The organism is Haloplanus ruber (assembly GCF_024494725.1).
Classification (GTDB): domain Archaea; phylum Halobacteriota; class Halobacteria; order Halobacteriales; family Haloferacaceae; genus Haloplanus; species Haloplanus ruber.
Genome location: NZ_JANHDK010000007.1, coordinates 43,467 through 61,473, shown reverse-complemented (window position 1 = coordinate 61,473; position 18,007 = coordinate 43,467). Strand labels below are relative to the sequence as shown.

Sequence of the window (18,007 nt, the reverse complement as noted above, 5' to 3'; positions counted from 1 at the left end):
ACTGGATTGTAGGCACTCTATGTGCTCACATAGTAAATCGTGAGCGAGAGTGTGATGAGCAGGGTGAGGAAGAAATCAACTTTCAGTGTGATCGCGGTTGCGTCGGGCTTCACGAACAGCTTCAATCTCTCGTTGCAGTACTTGATTTCCCTGTCGGCCAGCCTGGCGCTCACGAATGATAGGGAGTTCAACTTCTGCAGTACAATCTGGACAACGCCATGGTGGGGTTTTTTCTTTCCGCTGGTACACATCAGGCGACTCACACTCCGGACAAGCCGTCGTCTCACCGTAGTCCTTAGATGGCATTCGTCTGCGGATCAGATTAGCCATCAGAGCCTGTCATAGAAAGCGTCACGTGTGAAGCGGCAGGGTTTGGAAACTGTGTCCACCAGCTCCAAAACCCTGCAAAACGTAGCTTCGGTCAACGAGTTCTTGAATGCGGCGGCTACGGAAACGGTTCCGCTGTTCGAGCATCTTGAGTTCGAGTTTCTGCTGGAGTACGACGTGTTCGCCCCCGCTCGCCGGGGGCGAACACGAGTTCACAAGCCTCCAGACCTCTTCTGTGGCTTTCTGCACTGTTACTACGAGGATGTCTACGGGACACGCCCGGTTACACGAGAACTCCAGCACAGCCTCGTCTGGTACTACTGCGGACTCGACAAACCGCCGTCTAGAGACACAATTGACCGGTTTCTCACCGATCTCAACCACGTCATCGATGATATTTTCGAGAGACTCGTCGAGCAGGCCGCCGCCCGCGGCCTGCTCGACTCAACGTACTCTATCGATTCGACACACATCGAAGCGATTCAGCACAACGACGCGGCATCGTGGAACTACGACCCAACAGCCGAGGAGTACTACTACGGCTTCGGTTGTACAATTGTCTCCACCGGCGCAAAGATTCCAATTGCGGCGGAGTTCACCCAAACGAAGCAAGCAGATCAAGAGACGGCGATGCGCGTCACGTGTGACGCGCTCGCCGTCGATACACCAGTTTGGATGCTCGGAGACAGTGCCTACGACATCCTCGACTGGCACGACCACCTGTTGGCCGCAGGGGTCGTGCCAGTCGCTCCGTACAACCCACGAAACACCGACGATCCACTCGATATCGAGTACAGGATCGAAGACCGCATCGAGGAACACAGCGAAGACGTTCAGCTGAAACAATCCATCTTGGACGAGACGTACAACCGCCGGACAGGAGTCGAACGAACCAACGACGCAGTCAAGGACTGCGGCCTCGGGCACGTCCGCGCCCGAGGCCGCGTCCACGCACGAACAGAAGTGTTCCTTGCACTGTGTCTCCGAGTTGTCGTTGCTATTACCAACTTTGAGCGGGGAAATGATCCGGGTCGTGAGAAGCTCAAGCTATGAGACGGTTTCTATGACAGGCTCCATCATCTAAAGTAGTGTGGTCGGTAGCTATCTCCTGTCATCTCCCGACGGCTGCAACCGTGCGTACCTCCACTGGGGGTTAACTCCAGGATGAGCGAGAGATTCGTAGATTCGTCGCCACGTGAGGCAATGGTCTGTGTTTCTGGCTGTGTCAGTACAGACCCCAGCTCAGGCAATAGTTTCGAGAATTTGTATAATATAATTCAGATTATGAGGCGTGCTACTCAGTATTTTACAGCGATAGCGAGGCGAAAGCCCACTCGTTTACGGGTGGGATGAAGCCGACAACTGGGAATCTATCCATGCTCGTAGGCACAGTTGGGGTTAGATGCTTGCACAACATCTTTAGGTAAAGAGACTCTATATACTGCCGATGCCTCGTGGGTTCGACAGGGAACGTACCAGGGTCCACAAACTCCAGTACCACTTCATCTGGTGTCCAAAGTACCGCAAATCGGTACTAACGGACGAGGTGCGCGACCGTCTCAAAGCACTCATCGAGGAGAAAGCCGACGAACTCGACTTGGAGATACTGGAGTTGGCGATTCGCCCCGACCACGTCCACTTGTTCATCACGGGCGACCCGACGCTCGCCCCGAACAAAATAATGCAACAGGTCAAGGGCTACTCGTCGCGCCGACTTCGGGATGAGTTCAACTTCGGTCTGCCGTCGCTGTGGACGCGCTCGTACTTCGTCTCAAGCGCGGGCGACGTGTCCAGCGAAGTCATCGAGGAGTACATCGACGCCCAAGCAGGTGAGTAGTCATGCAACGGAACGTCTCGACCACGGTGCGAGTCAAACTCCACTCGCTGACCAAGAGGAAAGCTGACCTACTCGCCCGCGAGTACGAGGCGTTCCAGACGGCGGTTCACGGCGGAGACGCCGACCTCTACTCCGCGACAGACCAGCAGGCGTCGAAAGTCCAGCGACAGAAAGACCCGAACCCCGACACCGAACAACCCGTCGTCCTCCGCAACGACGTGTTCGACGTATCCCACGACGAGGACACCATTCTCTCGTCGTGGTGGGTCAAAGTCCCCGTCTACGATCCCGAACGAGGGCAGGGCAACTCCATCTGGTGTCCAGCCCACGTCCCGTATAAGGACGAACAACTCGTCCGCGAGGAGGACGTTCGGGACAGCGAGTTAGTGCGCCGTGACGGTGACTGGTACGTCCACCTCGTCGTCAAGCGGTCTGTGACCGTTCAAGACGAGTATGGCGACGTGCTAGCTATCGACATGGGCGCACGATGGGTCGCCACCTGCGCATTCCTCTCCGACCGCAACACCACCTTCTACGGCGAGGAAGTGCGCCGTCTCCGCGAACACTACAAGCAGTTGCGGAAATCTATCGGGAAGGCGAAGCCCCGGCAGGGACAGCAGGTCGTCGAGCGTATCGGGGACGCAGAGGGACAGAAGGTAGACGACCGCCTCCACAAGATTGCTCGCTCCATCGTGGAAGACGCCGAGGAGCGGAACGCGGTCATCGTTGTGGGCGACCTCGGTGGGATTCGCAAGGACAACGACAAGAGGCGATACGTTAACCACAAGACCCACAAGATACCGTTCGCCCGCCTGCTCAACTACATCGAGTACAAGACCCACGACGCGGGTATCGACGTGCAGTTGATTGATGAATACGACACGTCGAAGACGTGCAACCGCTGTGCCTGTGAGGGCGTCCGAGCAACACAGGGACGCTTCGAGTGCCCTGAGTGTGGTCTGGACGATAATGCGGACAAGAACGGTGCGCTGAATATCGGCAAACGAGCTTTGGGCAAGTTCTCGAAACCGCTGTCCGAAGCGGGGGCTGTACTGGTACAGCCCGAAACGCAGGTCATCGTCCCACGTGACGACGAACCTGCGAACCTCTCCATTTCCGTGGGTTCAACCCCCAGTGGGGGAACCCCACGGCTTTAGCCGTGGGAGGATGTCAGACGCGCGTTTGTACTGGATTCTGGTCACAAAACGAGAGAATATGAATAGTCGCCTCCATTCAAAGCCGCCCGTTAACGTAGACACTGTCCATATATGCGAAGAGGAGGAGCTGGTCAACCGCGCTCACCGTGCTCAACAGCCAACAGATATTGTTGTTGCTCCTGAGCAGTTTCATCGGCGGAATCTAAAACGAGCGATCGCTGATGCAAATCGGCCGCGAAGTTCACTTGCATTCCTCGCGCCAGCAACGATGGCGACCGAGCTTATCGCGACGGCGAAAGAGTCAGATCCAGCGGTTCTTGATCGAATGGATCGTCTCCGGGTGCTAGAAGACCTGTTGGTGTCTCCATCTGGAGATGCTTCTCGATTATCTCGCGTCTTCGGAACGTCGCTTACAACTCAGTTAGATCAGATCGAAGCGGCGCGAGAGGAGGTGTTGCTACTTACAGGAAATCAACCAACACGCCATTCCGCACTTGAAACGGTCTGTGATGAGCTTGACGGGGTTGCTAGTAGAGATGCCCTTGATCTTCTGACAGGCATCAGCAGTCTGGAGAAGCAACTCCGGAATAGCGTCGAGGAATACACCTCGTCAGCGGCAGTTTTAGAAGCCGGTGCTGAAGTAGTAACGGGCTCGGAAGGTAGTGTTTGGCAGAACAAATACTCCGGGATTGAACGGATCAACGTCGTCGGAATAAGTACGTTGGGAACGCCGTTGCTCACGTTTCTGACGGCTATCGGTCGTGAGACGTCGAGTACTGTGCATCTCTATCTCCGAGCACACACTGGTCCGCGGATTGCCAGCCGACTTCGGTCACGACTAAACAGTGGTGGTACTCCCAGTACATCCGATTCGGTTGCTCGCTCGCAGATCAGTGAGTTCCGGACCACGCCAGTAACAGAGATTGTAGCCAAGACACGCGCGGAGGAGGCAAGGGCTGCAGTGGCGACGTGTGATGGGCTTCTTCAAAAGGGCGTATCTGTGAGCGATATCGCGATTGTCGCTCGCGACATCGACAAGTATGAACGTGTTTTGACTACTGCATCGGACATATACGGACGCCGTCTCTCATTTTGGACGCAGCTAGAACTGAAGCGAACGCTCCCGTATCGGGTTGTAGCTGAAACCTGTTCGCTGCTTGCCGCTGCGTCTGACGACACCTCCATCGATACGGAGACCATGTTCCAGCCACTGAAATGTCAGTGGATCGTCACGGAGGATGACGCGAAAAGAGATGAGGTCATCAGGCCGTTTACACCTGCTGAAATTAGTGAACTCCGACAGGAAGTCGGCACGGACTATTCCGGAACGCTGGCTCAGTGGCGTGACACTGTTGGCATGACAACATCGATTGGTTCGAATACTCAGCGTCGCTTCGAGAACTATCTTGACTGGTGTCAGCGCCATCGGTGTGCGCCGGAGCCAGATGATATTCTCGCTACGCTTGGTCCAGTCCTGAATGGGTTTGAGACTGTTGTTCTTCCGGACATCGAGGAAAACGATACAGCAGCATATGCAGAAACCTCACGTGCTGCCCGGGCCATGCAGCGTGTCGCTGGGGATACCGATTCCGAGCACTTGCTACGGGAGGCGCGTGCGAAATACGCTGACTGGCGTGACCGACACCAGATTGAGTCGTCATGGTCGTCAGTTCTGGAAGTGATCGAGACGATCGCGACAGTTCGCCCAGGCCGCCGAGAACACGAGAACGCTGAGCGACTCGATGTACTCGATGCGACTGACACATGGTTACGCTCGTATGCATACGTCATCGCACTCGGGTTTGTCGACGGTGAATGGCCACAGCAGCCCCACGGCGAATTGCCAGTGAAGGTCCAAACGGCCGTTACAGACGGCGACTCACCCGAGGCACGCAGTCTTGGGGTCAGAGGTGCGTGGACTGAAGAACGCGAGTACGACCACGCAGTCGACGCACTCCGGACGGCGACAAATCACATGATCGTGACTCGGTTTACCGAAGATATGGAAGGGGTCACCTATCAGCGATCACCACTGCTAGAGGAACTCTCGACAACGACACTCGGTGCAGAAGCGTATCACGAACTGTTGGACTACGATGCCGCGTTACCTGACCGACTCCGGAATTCGATCCCAGAGGACGTCAGCACAGAGGGGGTGAATAAATGACGGAGACTGTTCCCCCCTTGAAGGGGACACAGGCCGATATCCGTGGGGACTACTTTCAGCACGACGCTGGCCTCTTCGTTTTGGATTGCAAACCAGGGTTTGGGAAGTCCACGACACTCAACCAGATCGCCGCAGAGACACTTGTTCGGGCTGATGCGGCCGGCGATCGGTGCCCCGAACAACAGCTCTGTGTGCTCTCGTTTTCACGTGAGGATGCAGCGAGCATCAAGCCAGGCATCAGAAATGCGCTTGAAGCGTTTGCTGAAGACACGGATGAACAGTACCCTGTCCAGATATCCTTCGAGACGGCAGACCGGCTCAAGCGTCGACTACAGATGACAGATCATATTGGAACAATAGACAGCGTTCTTCGTGGCATTTTCGAGGATATTGCGTCTGAACTTGGCTTCGATAGTATGCCGAGCGTCGGGAACGCTTCGCAGCTCTCGCTCCTCCGACAGAATTGCATGGCGTCGGTCCGTCAAAATGAGGCCTATTCTGAGCTCTGTACACGGCTTGAGACTGCGTATCCGACGACTGCGGATTCGGACGGCCGTCTTCAGTCGCTTCTCGAGGACGCAAGAGTCAAAAAGCGTGATCGGCGGCTCTCGACCGACGACTTCGAGGCCCGGCTTCGAGAGACCGTCAACGACGTGTATCCGAATGGACCACCAGAGACATTTTCAGACCTCCTTGCCGATATACGGACCTTCTACGACGACGACATCGCCACCGATTTTGCAGCCCAACAGCCGCTTGGAACAGACGAGGAAACAAGCGAGGCTGTCAAACGCGATCAAGAGTGCTATACTGAGTGGCTCACCTGTATCGAAGAGTTCTGTATTGTTCTCGAAGGGTACGAACGTGCGTACGATGCTGCGTGCCGTGAGCAGGGTGTTGTTTCACACGCTGACATCGCTTATTGGATCGCGGAATACTTCGACAACCCGCTGGAGGACGTAGCTGGCACCGACAAGGGTGCGTCGGAGGAATACCGAGCCCGCGTGAAAGAGCGATATGCCGCCAAGTTCCAGTCGCTACTCATCGACGAAGCACAAGATATCTCGATTGCACAGCATGATGCGTTAGCGCCGTTTGTTACCGACAGGACACGGGTGCTGATGGCTGGCGATGTCGATCAGTGCATCTACGTTTGGCGGAATGCACGACCAGAGCAGTTTGTAACGGCTTTCAAGCATGGCGAATACTTCGAGACAGAGTGGATAGAGTATCAATCCTATTCTGGGTCTCGCACCTACCGGATGCGCCCAGACATCGCAGCAGCCGTGGATACAGTCTTTGGAGACGTGTTCACTGATCCAGCCCGTGGGGGCGGTGTCAAGGCTGTCTCGGCGAACACGGACTATACCTCACTCAAGCCGACGCGAACTGGTACAGCAGACCCTGCAGTCCATATTGCAGGATACACACAGCCAGAAGGTCCGCCCGGAACCCCACAGTGGTTCGAGACAGAAGTAACACCATTAGCGAATTATCTCGGTGGCGGACTTACAGATGGAACATTCGAAAATGACACCGTGACGGTCCTGTTTGCAAGCCGCTCGAATATGGATGAGTTGGCGGAACAGCTGACAGAACAAGGGTTCGCTGTCGTCAATGCAAGTACCCACCTGTTTTCGAACCCGCTGATCAAGCTCATCTGTCGAGTCGTCTGGTGGCTAGTTGAGCCATATGATCCCGAACGCACCCGTAGCCTCGTTGAGTCCGAGTGTCTCCCGCTCTCGTCCGAGAACAGCAGGCTATTCGAGAATGCCGGATATCAGATCGATGCCGTAGCAGAACGTGTTGATTCTGATCGACAAGCAGCCACTGAAGACGGATTTCTGGCCGGGCTCGTGGCCCTTGCGCGGCGGCGTGCTCAGCACGCAAGTGATCCAGGCTCGATCGTTGCCGAAGAGATCATCGAGATGCTCAGCTTGCGTGCAGACCCACTTGATCAAGTAGCAAATCCAGAGCGACGCCTGGCCGCCTGCGATGCACTTCTCTACTCGATTGAAGCTTGGGAAGGCGATGAGCGATATTCACTGAGAGAACTTGCACAGATTCTGGACGGCTACGCTGCGGAGCCAAAGGATGGTCTCGTCCTCCCCGTTCCAAATCAAGAGGAGTACGATGTCGTGTTTCGGACGATCCACAATATGAAAGGCGACGAAGACAGCGTTGTCTGTCTCGCAGATGCGAGCGGCTCCGTAAACTTTCGAGGGCCGCATACTGACACATTTCTCGCACTCGGCGATACACTGGCGCTTGCGCCGCCAGAGACAGTCTCTCGAACACCGCTCACACGGTCAGATGATCAGGGGCGTGCAACGACGGACTATGGGCCACTTCGGTGGGCAAGTGACTACCGGAATAACGGTTACGTCGCTGGTCCTCCAGCGCTCAGTAGGGTTAGTCAACGGCACTGTGCAGAACAGTGGCGACTCCTGTACGTTGCTCTCACGAGAGCACGCGATCATCTCGTCCTTTCACTTCCAGTTGAGCGCCGGAATACCGGTGCTGAAACGTCGTGGATAGCAACGCTAGCTGACGAGCTCTCGTTTGAAAAGAACTCATCAGCAGGGACATACGAAGCACCAGTGTCCGACACTGGGAAAGAAGAGACACTCACGGTAGGTGTGAACGACGTTGCATGGGCAGAGGGGAAATCAAGTGAGAGCCAACAACCAGCGCCTCAGAGCGCGTACGCCCCATCTGAGGTCAAGACCGGATGGACAAGTCGATATGTAAATGCAACATCGATGTACCAACTTGCCGCTGATTCGGCTAGTTCAAAGGCGCAATATATCCTAGATGAGGGAGAAAAGAGAGTCTCTACTCAACGTACAGCAGGAGACGCAGACCTACCGGATGGGATTGGACGAGAACAACTTGGAGAAATCACGCATCAGATTCTCACAAGTGCCGTCGCGCAGAGTTTGTCTACCGCGAAACTCCGGTCGTTTGATGAACCGCTTCCAGATATTCTAGCTCAGAGCCTTGCAGCCTCGAATTTTCGGATCACGCCTGAGATACGAACTTCGATTCAGACGTATCTCAGTGATCGTATTTGTCCACAATTTGCTAAGAGCGATACTTGGGCGGAGATCCAGCAGGCCCAAGCCCAGTACGTTGAGGAACCGATCCATACCGTGCTTGAGATAGATGACATCGAGATAGAAACCCAAAATCGAGCAGACATCGTCTCTATGCAGTCCGATGGACAGTGGGTTGTTGACGAACTGAAGCTCACGCACACACCCATCAATCAACAAACGAAAAAAGAGCATCAGCTGCAGACGGCGTTCTATGGATGGGTGCTTAAGCGACAACTTCCAGCAGAATGTTCGGTGGCTGCACGACTCACATATCTGGGTGAGTCGGTTGAGTCAGCAGTCGTGACATCTCCTATTGCGCCAGTTCCTGAGTGGCTCGCAAGCCTTGCCGATTCTGAGTGATTAGCATCAGAGAGCTCAGTTTGAGCTACCCACGACGAAGTCGTCTTTTTCGAGCGCGACACAAGCTCGAGAACGCCGTTGAGGTTCGTCTCCTCGTAGAAGAACGTGTTCGACTCATCATTGCTGGCCCGCCCGGGGACGTTGTACCGCGCCAGCGAGTGGCCAACATGGCCATAGGTCAAGTACGTTGACCGACTTGCGAGTTGCTGATAGTCGATGTCCAACCACTGACTCAACGAGAGGTCGTCAACGCCGGCACCCCCAGCCAACCACAGCGTCGGGACGATTTCGCTCGTCGAGCAGACCAAGACGTCCGGAGCGTCGACAAGTCGCTCGCCGAGCTATCGGTCTCGCCCCTTAGACAAACATTCCAGATAGTTCGCTTCGTTAGAACGATTCGCTGAATTTGATTACTAGATTGTATAGCGAGTTAGATTATTTTAGCCGTTCAGCTGGATTAGCTGGCTATACAATATAACTGAATTAAATAGCTAGATAGAATATTCAAGCAATACAGCTATACCGCTCAGCTATACTGTCTGACTTAGTTTTATGAATATTCCCTGTCGTTGTAGAGCTATGCTGGCCTATACGACGTACTCGGAGGCGGGCGGCGTCGGTAAATCCACCCTTGCGGCGAACCTCGCTGTATCGGACGCACGTGCGGGACGAAAAGTCCTGGTCATGGACTTGGATCCCCAAGAAGCGTCAGTTTCGTACCTCTTGGATGTGGGAGACTACCGGAGCGACGCGCAGGCCGACTCCCTCGTCCGGCACATGGTTGAACGCGAACGAGGTCCGTTCGAAGATCTCATCGAAACCAGTGAAGGCGTTGACGTCGTTCCGGCGCACAATAGCCTCGAACAACTCGATCGCCACTTGAATCGACGGGAAGAGGAAGCAAACGACTTCGGTGAAAACTGGAACCGCAATGTCCAGCTATTACGTGTCCTCCGCGAGAACGATATTCACGAGACGTACGACACCCTCATCGTCGATCCGCCGGCGACAGCTGATGTCAAATTGTATAATGCCATCCACGCCACCCGTGCCCTCCTCGTGCCGTTCGAACCGTCGGGTAAGGGGCGAAAATCCGTCGACGGACTGGAAGAACTCGTCCCAGGACTCGAAGAGAACCTCAACATCAACGTGGGCGTCCTCGCAATTGTTCCCAACCGGTTCAAAGGAACAAACGACCAGCAGGATATGCTCGCTGACATCAAAAAACGGGAATACGATATTCCAGTCGTACTGAACGAACGCGGATCGTTATTCGAGGGCTGCTGGCGACAACAGTGTTCGGCGTTCAAATATATCGAAGAGTATCGGTCACGAAGACGGGACTACGAGTTAGAGACGCTCGAACGGATCGACTCACTCGCGGACCACCTACGGGAAACTGTGGAGGCCCCAGCATGAAACCCGGCGCCGGTGACGACCCATTTGCTGAGAATAGCTCAGAGACAGTGGACACGCCCCCTGAATCGGAAGCCTCCGATAACGCATCGTCGAAGAAAGAGCGAACAGATTCGGAGTCTGGGTCAACGGCCGTCATTAGCCCAAGCGATCAGGCACAGAAGCAAGCGCTCCCATACAAGTACAGACGTGATTCGGTAAAACAAGGACGGAATCAACAGCCGGTCTTTCTGCAGTCTGAGACTGAAGATTTGATCGAGGAAACCATTGGCCGTATTGAGGACCGGTTCGACGAGAAGGTCTACAAGACCGATGTTGTCGAGGCAGTGTTGGTTGCTGGCGGAGAAGGGACAACACCCGAGGAAGTTCTGCAGCGGTGGGGATATGGGATGAAAAATCGGTGAATGCTTTTTAACTATCACTCTGCAACACGAACCCGAGCTTGATACTCGATCTGCGCTTGTGTGGAGGTAAACTTTCTGTACCCCGGCATCACCAATACGCTCAACCACCGACTGTCCTTGTCGGGAGCTCGCTATCGCAATAGATGTCCGCAGTTGATTAAATTCAATCCGAGTGCCAGTTGATACACTGAGTACATCGATGCGTACTGCTTCGAACTGGCTGAAGTGGGAACTGTACCCTCCGGTGTTTCCGAAGCTTTCCTACCCCTCCACCGTTTCCGAAGCTTTTGCCATGCGGCTAGGCTAGTCTAACTAAACATTCATCATCAGGTTCGAAATATTGAGTGGGAAGATACTGGTAGTATACGCTTTCTCACTACGATTTTCGGGTTTCAGGACTATATTTACCCTCCGTCGTTTCCGGAGCTCTCAGTAACACAATACCGCGTTAGAATTGACTCTCTTGTCCCTGAAGGCGAGGGTATGCGCTTGCCCCTCTATCACAAGATCCCGATTCAGTAGTCAGAGATATCTGACTGGAGGAGGTTATTGTCGTTGGCAGTCGATTCGATGATATTTGCAAGTTCCTCGAAGCGGGTCGTCGACAGGAGGACCTCAAGAACGGCCTTCAGCGGAACATCGAGCTCGTATTCGTGGTACCGGCCAGCAGAGAGCCCTTCGTTCCGTTCATAGACGCTGATGAGCCCAAGCATATTCATATCCGAGAGGTGGTCACGGACGCGGCGCTCGCTCACGCTATCGGCGTCAAGCCGGTCGCAGATCTTTACGTATCGTTTGTAGAGGTCGCGAGATCGAATGGGGACATCGTCAAGTGCTTGATGATACGAGAGTGCACAGAGGACAGCGTGTCCCTGTGTCGTGAGTTCCTGCATTCCCTCATAGAGTTGGTTCTTTTCCAGTTCGTCCTGGGCGTTCCGGACGTGCTCTTCGGTCACGGTGTCAGAGTCGGCGGCTTGCGCAAGCTCGCCGGCCTCACGGAGCAGTCGGATCGCCTGCCGGGCCGATCCCGTGTCTTGGGCAGCAAACGCCGCACAGAGCGGGACAACGTCATCCGCTAAGACATCGTCATGGAACGCTTTCTCTGCGCGTGGGTTGAGAATTGAGCGCAGCTGATTCGCGTCGTATGGGGGGAAGAGAATCTCTTTTTCGGCGAGTGTGTCCTTGACCTTCGGCGAAAGATTGTCACGGAACTGGAAGTCGTTGCTGATGCCAACAATCACCGGACGGACGTCACCAACGTAGCCATTCGACCGTGCTCGTGGGAGCCCGTAGAGAATGTCATCGGAGTGGCCGATGTTGTCGATTTCGTCAAGGACGATCACGACGGTACCACCGAGCGCGTCGAGTTCTTCGTAGAGGATGTCGAAGACCCGCTGCTGAGAATAGCCAGTGGTACTGATGCGGTCCTTGTCCTGGCTTTCACGGAGTTCGTTGACAAGAGCGACAGCGACTTGGTAGGACGAGGAAAGATTCTCACAGCTGACCCAAACAGTCGAGAGATCGACATCATCGTACTCAGTTGCATCGTTTTCAAGATGCGACAGCATAAACTTCGTTGCGACAGTCTTTCCTGTTCCAGTTTTCCCGTACAGAAAGATATTCGACGTCGGGCGGTTGTCGATGATCGGCTGGAGGGCTCGCTGGTATTTCTCGAGTTCCTCATCCCGTTCACGGATGTCTTCGGGCTCGTAAGAGTCGTCAAGTGGTTCGGCATCAGCGAATACCTGACGGTCTCGTTTGAACATCCCCATGACAGGTTGCCATACAGCACGATATCATAAAACCACCGCTTCCTTAGCTTCCGAAGCGTCCGGAGCTCGAGAGTATATAATAGAAGGACACACCACCGTTTCCCGAGCTCCTGATATTTATAAAACCCTCTCACTCCACCATTTCCGAAGCTATGGAGAAGATATGGGGTTGCCACTCAACAGAGCACTATAGGTATAGGGAAAGAACTAAGACACTCACTACAAAATAATATCCGCAAACCAGTCAAACTAATAAAGAATTTGATTGGGTGAGAGATGTGTACTATGGTGCAGACCGTCTTCCCGGCAATCTATGCCGTGTCTTTCGTGTCTCCCTTCGTTCTCCTGCGAATAGCTCCGGAAATAGTGGAGTGAGGGTCTCAGTAATTCGCCGTTAGCAAAAGCTCCGGAAACGGTGGAGGGTTCGTTAACTCTGTTCCACCTTTTCGATTTGCCCTGAGCGTCTCTCGGCTTTGAAGTGATTCATACTGTATGACAAGGCAATCGATCCCGCTTTCTCCGGCAATCTGCGAACGAGAGCTATTTATTGCGTATGTCATATTCACACCAGAACTACCAGAGTATAATCAGCGCTATAACCATTAGCTCCGGAAACGACGGAGGGTGCAGGCCGTCATAGCACTCCGAACCCCGTCGAATGGAAACACATACTGTCGGAAAACTAGCGCTGTCGACGATATCCGCGAGAATCCCGCGCAGTCTCTCGACGCCGACCGACTTAACGACCTCAAGCTCGCGAAAGCCCGGATCCAAGGGGCCGACTACAGATAATCAAAGAGAGAGCCCACGGCTTTAGCCGTGGGGTGAATCTGACAACTGAGAATCATCCCATGAGCCGTTGCAGGCCCGGATATTTATGCTTCTAGCTCGCTCAACCCTGCTTCCAGCACCTCTGTGTAGGCCTCTGAAAGGTCCAAGTTGTTCTCTTCTGCGTAGTCTTTTATCCGGCCACCGAGCGTGTGGGAAATGTCGATGTTAGGGCGCATGACCGAAGGTCTTTCAGACTAAAAGTATAATACTCTGTTGTTGTGAAGCGGACCAACACGTTCGCCGTGCGCCCGCTCACTGACGACGATGAGCAGGTACTACGGAATGTGTTGGACGCTTCTGCTTCCCTCTGGAACGAGGTCAATTATCAACGACTCATGCGGTACAACGATGAGGACGGCTTTGAAAATGAAGATGTGTGGGACGCCGACACCGGGCATCTCGAAGGTAAATACAAAGGCGTTCTTGGCGGCTCCACTGCTCAACAGGTGATTGCGAAGAACAGCGAGGCATGGCGTGGATTTTTCAAAACAAAGAAGTCGTATCACGACGAGTCAAATATGTCGGTCACGGAACACCCGGAGCCGCCAGGCTTCCGTGGCAACAGGGATGATGGGCGTGTTCTCAAAGGCGTCATCCGGAAGGACGCATACTCTGTCGAGTGGGGCGACCGATCCCGGCTTGAGATACTTGTCGGAGAAGACCTTCGAGACAAGCACAACAGCCCAAAAAGTCGTCTTCGGCTAGAGATCGTTGGCGAGCCAAACTGGTCTGACTACGAGGACCAAAGCCGATTAGATTTGTGGTACGACGAGACTACTTGCACGTTCCGAGCTTCGCAACCCGTGACTGTTTCTGACGACGCACGGGACACTCCACTGGCCGATGAAACGGCCGCTCTGGACATTGGTGCAAACAATCTCGTCGCCTGTACCACGACGACCGGTGAGCAATACCTGTACGAAGGCCGTGGGTTGTTCGAGCGGTTCCGCGAAACAACAAAAGAGATCGCTCGGCTCCAGTCCAAACTCAAAGAGGACCAATATAGTAGCAAGCGCATCCGGCGGTTGCACCGTAAGCGAACCCGTCGACGTGATCACGCGCAGGAGGCGTTGTGCCGTGAGCTGCTGGAACGGTTATACGCTGAGGGCGTGAGCACGGTGTATATTGGCGATTTGACTGATGTGTTAGACGCGCATTGGTCGGCCGAAACGAACGCCAAGACCCACAATTTCTGGGCGTTCAAAAAGTTCACCAAGCGACTGGCGTGTACTGCCGAAGAGTATGGTATTTCAGTTGAGGTTCAGTCAGAAGCGTGGACGAGTAATGAGTGCCCTCAGTGTGGCTCAACAGACCGAACAACTCGGCATCAGGACACACTCACCTGCTCATGTGGGTTTGAAGGCCACGCTGACCTCACTGCCTCAGAAACGTTCTTGAAGCGGCACACGCAGACAGAAGTCAGGCCGATGGCACGGCCCGTGCGGTTCGAGTGGGACGACCACGAATGGTCGGAGTCACCATACTCTCCCAGGCGGGAAAGTCCCAAAGAACAGCGCACAGACCAGAGTACCGTCCACCGAGATGGAAAAGTTGCCTCTGGGGAAGCGGCATAGCTAATATCCCCACAGAGGAATCCCACGGCTTCAGCCGTGGGAGGATGTCAAATCGCGATACTTCACTGCTGAAAAGCCGTTGAGCGGCAACTGCTCTACGAGCGCGAGGCCGAGCTTGAAGAGATTGAGGATCGGGACGAACGCCTGCCCGACGAGATCGGGTATTGGGACAACAGTACCGACGCCAAACTCCACGAAAACACCGGAGGGGGCCTCTCACAGATCGAAGATCGGCGGCCGATCACGAATCTTACCGAGGGATTCCGAGACCATCTCCAACAGTACGCTTCGGAGCACTGCCCAGAAGCTCAGCCGGGGAGATGACCGCTACTCGCGGGCATATCTCGGACAGCCTAACTGTCTAATTCTGTCCTTCGCCGTCCTGCGATTCGAACGAATCCTGCGAAACGCTTAATGACACTTGGTGACCGATAGTGACAAGAATGCCAGTCCACGTCGACGAGTTCACGAACGGTGAACCCTTCCCGGTCAAGCCGGACACCAACGAGTACGAAGCACTCCGGTTCCTCGTCGCCAACCGCGAATACGGCTTCACGCCGAGCGAGATCGCGGACAAGACCGACATCAGCGACTCCAGTATCACGAAGACGATGACCCGCCTCTTCGAAAAAGACCTCGTCGCGCGGTCTGCAGGCGTCTACTACGTCCCGCCGGAGGGCGCCGATACGATCAAGCAGCGTCTTGAGTCACTGGACGCGACCGTGCAACTGTTCGAATCGACACCTGACGACGACGCATACAGTAAGGACGGCTGGGAAGACGAAGTGCCGAGCCTTGAGGCCAGCGAGCAGGAGAGCACATCCAGTAGCGAGTCCGGCAAGTCGGTAGAGGATTGACATCCTCCCATCCCTGAAGGGGTGGGCTTTCTCCTTGCTACTGCTGTAATAACGACTCTAGTCTTGTTGTCGTATATAGTACAGGCGAGCGAGGTTTGGCCTTTCGGCATTCAGGTGTAAAATTCTCTTAACGACACGAGCGCTTGAAAACGCATCTTCCGAAACTCCGGCGGTATAACGTCTTCGTACGCTGTCCCGTCGGCCGACACGCTCTCGTGACAGTCAATCATCGAATATGTTTGTCTCGTAGGCGTCACTCAATTCACGGAGTAACCGTTCTGTCCCGTCGTGGTTCTGAAGTTCTCCTTCTTCGAGACTCTGATTGACTTCTTCGATGGTTTCAGCCGTTACTTTCTCTGTTACCTCGAACTCTTCGACAGGCCGGACGACACCCCACAGCGCCCCAACTGCGTGAAGCACGACAGCCAACGGCGTCAGAAGCAAGAAGATCGGCCAGAGTATCGGATGTTTTCGATATGCAATGACGCCGAGGAACATATACACGAACAAGATACCGAGCAAAGCCGATGAAATTAGACTGTAGAGTTCAACGCCGGGGGCCGTACCGGGAAGCAGATATGAGGCGATGGCCAACAACGGCACGAACGGAGAGAATGCCCACGCAATGATGCGGTGAAGTAGAGTGGTCGGTACAACAACGGAAGGAGATAGTCGTCTTTGACTGTCCCAGACATCCATCGACGCCGCTGTTTGAGCATTGATTTGACCGATGGTGGGGCTTGATTCCGGAAGCGTAAATCCGCAAGCTGGTATGTAAGGTCGTACTCTTTCGCGGCACGCCATATTAGATTCGCATCCTCGGTAATCGTCGCTACGTCCCATCCGATCTCCTGTTCGATTTCGTGGCGGATAGCAAACCCACCGCCCCACGCGTAGAGCGGATACGACAGTCGATGAAACCCGAGTTGCTCGAACTGGTAGCCAGTCCGGAAGACCTCACAGAGATACGTCAGCCGAGAGCCAGTGTATATCGGTTTCTCCGTGAACTGAATGAAATCGGCGTCCTGGAGTCCGGTAAAATCGGTCACGAGGGTATCCTCGTCGAGATAGAGAACATACTCCTTGTTACAGTCTACGTCGCGCCGCGCCCATTCGACAGCACGTCCCTTGTTTGTTGCGTCACAGGTGAACTCGTCTGGCACGACGTGGACTGTCGCCCCGTGGATAGCAATATTGGCTTCGGCAATGACACGAACATCTGTCAGGCCCTCCGGTATCGCGTTGACCGTCTGTTGGACGACCGACTCGGCATCAATTGTAAGGATACGGACTTGAATGTCGTCTAATCCCCATGCTCCAGTGCTATCTGGCTTCCACCCGCACGAGAGAACGAATGTTTCGATAATCCACCAGAGAGAAGAAAAACCGTACACGACAAGAGCGGCCCACAACAGTATAGAGAGTAGAACTTGGGCCGAAACAAATTCCACCATAGCGTATTCAGGGCTATGTTCATGCGCATTACTAAGTTTTCATCCACTACTTGACAATCACATAATGTGTTCGATAATTGCCCACCTCACAGGGATGTTCAAACCGAATCACGGAACGATTCGGTCCCCGAGAGCGACCTTGATAGTGTGTGGGTTTGGTATCCGCCTTCGTGCTGGTTCTAAGGCGTGCACGTCGGCGTACTCGGTAAGCGCATCAGCGACGGTCGTCTGCCTGACCTGTTCGGCAGCGTACTCGTCAGCGGCGCGGATTCGTCGACGGCCAAGCCAAACCCCGATAAGAACCACGCCAAGTGAGAGTCCGAGTAACGACCACCGTGATCCGATACCGATGACGGACGCGATGAGTGCGATACTCGCAACGAGGACAGTCCCAAGCCTGATGTCGAAAACGTGGGTCTGAAGTTTCCCTGCCTCGGTTGCAAGCAGCGCGGTGGCTGTCTCATCGCCGAATACATCGAGAAATGCACCTGTGACGAAGAGGCGTCGGTAGCTCGGTGGCCCGCGAACGACTGTACTCGCCGTTTCTTCATTTTCAGTTTTGAGGATTCGGGCGTTTCGTACGTTAGACCTGCCCGTGAACAGAGCCGTTCGACTCAATCGGCACGCACCCCAGTCGGCGTTGAAGTCGAACGAAGTACTGGGATCAGCCATGGGGACGCGTACAGCACACCAAGTATGAGAATGACGAGAGCGGGAACGAAGACAAGTGGTGAAGACGCAAGCGAGAACACT

Annotated in this window: 14 protein-coding genes and 2 pseudogenes; 9 read left to right on the top strand and 7 right to left on the bottom strand. The window is 54.5% G+C overall.

Features of this window, described 5'->3' with window-relative positions:
• Positions 1 to 17: 17 nt before the first annotated feature.
• Positions 18 to 251 carry a hypothetical protein gene (locus tag NO878_RS16820; RefSeq protein ID WP_256407126.1) on the bottom strand — a complete coding sequence of 78 codons (234 nt, stop codon included), beginning with the start codon at positions 249 to 251 and terminating at the stop codon, positions 18 to 20.
• Between the two features lie 130 nt (positions 252 to 381).
• Here NO878_RS16820 and NO878_RS16815 point away from each other — a divergent pair, with 130 nt between their 5' ends.
• The 5 genes from NO878_RS16815 to NO878_RS16795 all read left to right on the top strand — a co-directional run bounded on the left by NO878_RS16815 (position 382) and on the right by NO878_RS16795 (position 8,946).
• Positions 382 to 1,380, top strand: a complete 999-nt coding sequence (locus NO878_RS16815) for a transposase (protein ID WP_256407125.1) — start codon at positions 382 to 384, stop codon at positions 1,378 to 1,380.
• Between the two features lie 394 nt (positions 1,381 to 1,774).
• Complete coding sequence (tnpA, locus tag NO878_RS16810; RefSeq protein ID WP_256407124.1) at positions 1,775 to 2,164, top strand: IS200/IS605 family transposase; 390 nt, start codon at positions 1,775 to 1,777, stop codon at positions 2,162 to 2,164.
• A gap of 2 nt (positions 2,165 to 2,166) precedes the next feature.
• Positions 2,167 to 3,321: a transposase gene (locus NO878_RS16805; protein WP_256407123.1), complete on the top strand. Its 1,155-nt coding sequence runs from the start codon at positions 2,167 to 2,169 to the stop codon at positions 3,319 to 3,321.
• Between the two features lie 10 nt (positions 3,322 to 3,331).
• Positions 3,332 to 5,488: a hypothetical protein gene (locus NO878_RS16800; RefSeq protein WP_481128863.1), complete on the top strand. Its 2,157-nt coding sequence runs from the start codon at positions 3,332 to 3,334 to the stop codon at positions 5,486 to 5,488.
• Positions 5,485 to 8,946, top strand: a complete 3,462-nt coding sequence (locus NO878_RS16795; protein WP_256407121.1) for a UvrD-helicase domain-containing protein — start codon at positions 5,485 to 5,487, stop codon at positions 8,944 to 8,946. Before NO878_RS16800 ends, NO878_RS16795 begins: the two co-directional genes overlap by 4 nt.
• A 44-nt stretch (positions 8,947 to 8,990) precedes the next feature.
• Here NO878_RS16795 and NO878_RS16790 read toward each other — a convergent pair.
• Positions 8,991 to 9,263 (bottom strand): annotated as a pseudogene (locus NO878_RS16790) (type B DNA-directed DNA polymerase); the annotation flags it as partial.
• A 262-nt stretch (positions 9,264 to 9,525) separates the two neighbouring features.
• Here NO878_RS16790 and NO878_RS16785 point away from each other — a divergent pair.
• Positions 9,526 to 10,365, top strand: coding sequence for a ParA family protein (locus tag NO878_RS16785; RefSeq protein ID WP_256407120.1), 840 nt, complete (start codon positions 9,526 to 9,528; stop codon positions 10,363 to 10,365).
• Positions 10,362 to 10,766: a DUF7970 domain-containing protein gene (locus NO878_RS16780; RefSeq protein WP_256407119.1), complete on the top strand. Its 405-nt coding sequence runs from the start codon at positions 10,362 to 10,364 to the stop codon at positions 10,764 to 10,766. Before NO878_RS16785 ends, NO878_RS16780 begins: the two co-directional genes overlap by 4 nt.
• Before the next feature lie 515 nt (positions 10,767 to 11,281).
• On the opposite strand, the gene NO878_RS16775 is transcribed toward NO878_RS16780, so the two are convergent.
• Both NO878_RS16775 and NO878_RS16770 read right to left on the bottom strand, forming a co-directional pair.
• Complete coding sequence (locus NO878_RS16775) at positions 11,282 to 12,538, bottom strand: Cdc6/Cdc18 family protein (protein WP_256407118.1); 1,257 nt, start codon at positions 12,536 to 12,538, stop codon at positions 11,282 to 11,284.
• Between the two features lie 875 nt (positions 12,539 to 13,413).
• Complete coding sequence (locus NO878_RS16770; RefSeq protein WP_256407117.1) at positions 13,414 to 13,545, bottom strand: hypothetical protein; 132 nt, start codon at positions 13,543 to 13,545, stop codon at positions 13,414 to 13,416.
• A 42-nt stretch (positions 13,546 to 13,587) separates the two neighbouring features.
• Here NO878_RS16770 and NO878_RS16765 point away from each other — a divergent pair, with 42 nt between their 5' ends.
• Positions 13,588 to 14,943 (top strand): RNA-guided endonuclease InsQ/TnpB family protein, encoded by a 1,356-nt coding sequence (locus NO878_RS16765; protein ID WP_256407116.1) that lies wholly within the window; start codon positions 13,588 to 13,590, stop codon positions 14,941 to 14,943.
• Positions 14,944 to 14,973: 30 nt separating this feature from the next.
• Here the strand turns inward: NO878_RS16765 and NO878_RS16760 are convergent, their stop codons facing one another.
• On the bottom strand, positions 14,974 to 15,138 hold the full coding sequence (locus tag NO878_RS16760) for a hypothetical protein (protein ID WP_256407115.1): 165 nt from the start codon (positions 15,136 to 15,138) through the stop codon (positions 14,974 to 14,976).
• 248 nt (positions 15,139 to 15,386) lie between these two features.
• Between NO878_RS16760 and NO878_RS16755 the strand changes: the two genes are divergently transcribed.
• Positions 15,387 to 15,800, top strand: coding sequence for a helix-turn-helix domain-containing protein (locus tag NO878_RS16755; RefSeq protein WP_256407114.1), 414 nt, complete (start codon positions 15,387 to 15,389; stop codon positions 15,798 to 15,800).
• Between the two features lie 222 nt (positions 15,801 to 16,022).
• Here the strand turns inward: NO878_RS16755 and NO878_RS17365 are convergent.
• Together NO878_RS17365 and NO878_RS16740 are read right to left on the bottom strand one after the other, a co-directional pair.
• Positions 16,023 to 17,254, bottom strand: a pseudogene (locus NO878_RS17365) (glycosyltransferase family 2 protein).
• A 108-nt stretch (positions 17,255 to 17,362) separates the two neighbouring features.
• Positions 17,363 to 17,926 carry a hypothetical protein gene (locus tag NO878_RS16740; protein ID WP_256407111.1) on the bottom strand — a complete coding sequence of 188 codons (564 nt, stop codon included), beginning with the start codon at positions 17,924 to 17,926 and terminating at the stop codon, positions 17,363 to 17,365.
• Positions 17,927 to 18,007: the final 81 nt, after the last annotated feature.

Coding starts and splice junctions, on each gene's coding strand:
- NO878_RS16820 (WP_256407126.1), bottom strand. CDS start 251: ATGTGTACCAGCGGAAAGAAAAAACCCCACCATGGCGTTGTCCAGATT.
- NO878_RS16740 (WP_256407111.1), bottom strand. CDS start 17,926: ATGGCTGATCCCAGTACTTCGTTCGACTTCAACGCCGACTGGGGTGCG.
- NO878_RS16805 (WP_256407123.1), top strand. CDS start 2,167: ATGCAACGGAACGTCTCGACCACGGTGCGAGTCAAACTCCACTCGCTG.
- NO878_RS16800 (WP_481128863.1), top strand. CDS start 3,332: ATGTCAGACGCGCGTTTGTACTGGATTCTGGTCACAAAACGAGAGAAT.
- NO878_RS16755 (WP_256407114.1), top strand. CDS start 15,387: ATGCCAGTCCACGTCGACGAGTTCACGAACGGTGAACCCTTCCCGGTC.
- NO878_RS16785 (WP_256407120.1), top strand. CDS start 9,526: ATGCTGGCCTATACGACGTACTCGGAGGCGGGCGGCGTCGGTAAATCC.
- tnpA (WP_256407124.1), top strand. CDS start 1,775: ATGCCTCGTGGGTTCGACAGGGAACGTACCAGGGTCCACAAACTCCAG.
- NO878_RS16775 (WP_256407118.1), bottom strand. CDS start 12,538: ATGGGGATGTTCAAACGAGACCGTCAGGTATTCGCTGATGCCGAACCA.
- NO878_RS16770 (WP_256407117.1), bottom strand. CDS start 13,545: ATGCGCCCTAACATCGACATTTCCCACACGCTCGGTGGCCGGATAAAA.
- NO878_RS16795 (WP_256407121.1), top strand. CDS start 5,485: ATGACGGAGACTGTTCCCCCCTTGAAGGGGACACAGGCCGATATCCGT.
- NO878_RS16780 (WP_256407119.1), top strand. CDS start 10,362: ATGAAACCCGGCGCCGGTGACGACCCATTTGCTGAGAATAGCTCAGAG.